Source organism: Halalkalibacter alkalisediminis (genome assembly GCF_028610705.1).
In the GTDB taxonomy this organism is placed as follows: Bacteria; Bacillota; Bacilli; order Bacillales; family Bacillaceae_D; genus Halalkalibacter; species Halalkalibacter alkalisediminis.
This window is the reverse complement of sequence record NZ_JAQQWT010000097.1, coordinates 1-2,700: the sequence shown is the minus strand read 5'-3', so window position 1 is coordinate 2,700 and position 2,700 is coordinate 1. Positions and strand designations below refer to the sequence as shown.

At 29.7% G+C, this 2,700-nt stretch carries 2 protein-coding genes; both read left to right on the top strand.

Annotated elements, in window-relative coordinates:
• The first annotated feature begins 357 nt into the window (after positions 1 to 357).
• Positions 358 to 870 (top strand): hypothetical protein, encoded by a 513-nt coding sequence (locus PQ474_RS25925; RefSeq protein ID WP_273848466.1) that lies wholly within the window; start codon positions 358 to 360, stop codon positions 868 to 870.
• Between the two features lie 75 nt (positions 871 to 945).
• Entirely contained in the window at positions 946 to 2,007 is a 1,062-nt protein-coding gene (locus tag PQ474_RS25920; RefSeq protein ID WP_273848465.1) for a hypothetical protein, read from the top strand.
• Positions 2,008 to 2,700 lie beyond the last annotated feature (693 nt).

The following is a 2,700-nucleotide window of genomic DNA, read 5'->3' as shown; positions in this document are numbered from 1 at the left end:
ACAAGTGGTTTGAAATCCTGCGAATAAGTGAGCATTTGAGAGATATACCTATCTAACTGAGGGAGTTGAAGAAGAAAAGAAAATACGGGTAAGAACGCACTGATTTTAAAATCAGTGCGTTTTTGTATGCTAATTTGTGGTGTTAATTTGTATAGGATTGGAATGCTAAATAACTGACCCATCACTATTTTAGGAAGTGCTTTTTATGTTTTATGCTTAAAGAAGTCTCAACGTTAAGTTATGAATCTAATAAGAGATTATATTTTCATTTTAGATTAAAAAATCTATTAATTTACAAAAAAAAGTAATTTATGTTATATTTTGTTTTCAATATATATATTTGGGAGTGTGATTTAAATGAAGAAATTGCTAAGTTTAGGTGTGGCTTCAATATTAATAGTATCACCATTTATCTCTAGTCAAAGTGCTTTTGCAGCTGATTTAAACAGAAAAGTTACAGAAAGCTATGAGATTAACTGGGACGATGCTTGGAAAAATGTCGATAGTTTAAATACTATTGAACATTTCGGCTCTTCTAATGATCCTAATTCAATAGGTATATATTCTTACGGTAATTTAGCATCTGGAAGCACGTCATTAGGGATTAGTTCTCAAGGGGTTACAAGCACAGGTAAAACAACTGGTAAGATTATTTCTACTGTAACTTCAGCAACAACGAGTCTACGTAATTCGTCTCAAGGTTATGGGGGAACAGGACCTAAAAAGACTGCTATCGGTAAACTTACTGCTACCTCAGAGTATACTATGTCAGTAGTTAGAGGTAATGTCTTTACTGGCTTAACTGTTCATACAGCAACAAATTCCGGAGTCTTGTATGAATCGGGCACTTCGCAATCTAATGTATACTAATTTTTAGTTATAGAAGTTAAATAATCTAAATAATACCACTAACTAGTGGTATTATTTTATTTAGGGAGTGTAATCATGAAGTTCTCAAAAATATTGTGTTTTATACTTTTAACCTTACTTTTATTTTCTTGTTCTTCAGATATTGACAAACATCAGTTAAATGAAAATAATATTCTACAAGTAGGAAAGGACAGCCTGAGTATTACCGTATCTGAAGAGTTTTTGTATCTTGATGCCTCTGAAAGCGTCGCAACTTCCAGCGTGCCATTTACTCAAGTAAAAGCATTTATTGCAGATGATGATTATTTAAAACAAGAATTTGTGCAAGGGGAACCATTTATTTTTTTAGAAGTACCAAAACATAAAGACTATATATCTGGGAAAATAATTTATGAAAATGCCACAGAAGAGAATATGAATATTCGGTCTTTGTTTTTACAGGGAAATTATATTTCAGAAATAAAATTGTCTGATTCAGAATTTTGGAAAACTGCAATTGAATATGAAGTGCCAGCCTATTCCTCTGTCACTATAAATATTGATATTAAATGGGACGATCAAGGCATGCAGGAACTTACTTTCTTTCCTCTTGATCTATCTAGTGATCCAAACCGTTATGATGGGGGTAGTCTAAGTACTTATCGCTTTTTTGTACAAAGTAAAGATATTACATTGACTAATGATTTAATAGAAAAACAATCTTTTGATGTAAACGTAGAGGAATTACCTGAAGATGTTGATTTATTTCCCATTCCTTTATGGCTAGACGATGAAGGTATAGAGATACAGCATGATTTATTAAATGAACAGTTAATAACTAAACAACCGATCAAATCGATACAATTGGCTGCTACCCCTTATAATACAAATATTGACTTAGTAATGATCGATGAATATGGTAATACCAAAATCATAGCAGAAAATGTTAGTATAAAAGAAAAAGAAAGCACAATATTTAATATAGAACAAAAGGATTTAGTTGAATTAAAAAGCAAAGATAGCAGACAGTTTCTTTTAGTATTTAATAATAGGGAAGAGGAGATTCTAGCTGATCTTAAAGTACTTAATCTTTATAAAAAGCCTTTCTTTACAAGTTATCAAGGTGTAATAGAGTTCTATAAATATAAAAATGAATAGAAAAATTGGAGATGGTTTATAGTGTTTTCTCGTTGGACTTTGTTTCAATGTATTACTTTAACTTTTTTAATCGTTGTTATGTTTTTAACTGAATTATTAAGATCTAACCAATTAATTGTTATATCATCTAACCAAAGTTCTTATATACTTCCGATTCTTTTTCCTATTATATTTATAGCTGTAGTTATTGGATCTATTTCTTTAATTATTTTATTCCAATCTAAGAAAGTTAATAGCTTATTTATAAATCAAATTTGGAGAAAACAGTATATATACATAATAGTAATATTATTATTCTCTACTTTTATTTTAATGATTTTATTTGTTTATACTCCTTGGGCAGAATGGATAGACACTGTACGTATATTATTTTATATACAAAGTGTATATTTTCTTTCTCTATTCTATACACTAGTGCTTTCGTTGGTTTATAAACTTAGTACTAATTCCTATACAGATGAAAAAGTAATATTTTTAACTTTTAATTGGACATTGGCTCTGCTCATACTATTAATTTTTATAATTCCTGGGTTTTAGCGATAACAATTTAAAGAAGATAATGTTGTTGTTGATGGTGCTTTTTGTCCATAAACTAATCTCCTTCTATATTTATTTGGGTTCTGGTGCAAGAAATCTAGCAAACTTGGACATACTGATACTATCAATCTAAAAAAGGGATGGTGTTCAGTATGG

Bases quoted from the DNA above. Each gene is read 5' to 3' on its own strand.
- PQ474_RS25925 (WP_273848466.1), top strand. From the start codon at position 358: ATGAAGAAATTGCTAAGTTTAGGTGTGGCTTCAATATTAATAGTATCA.
- PQ474_RS25920 (WP_273848465.1), top strand. From the start codon at position 946: ATGAAGTTCTCAAAAATATTGTGTTTTATACTTTTAACCTTACTTTTA.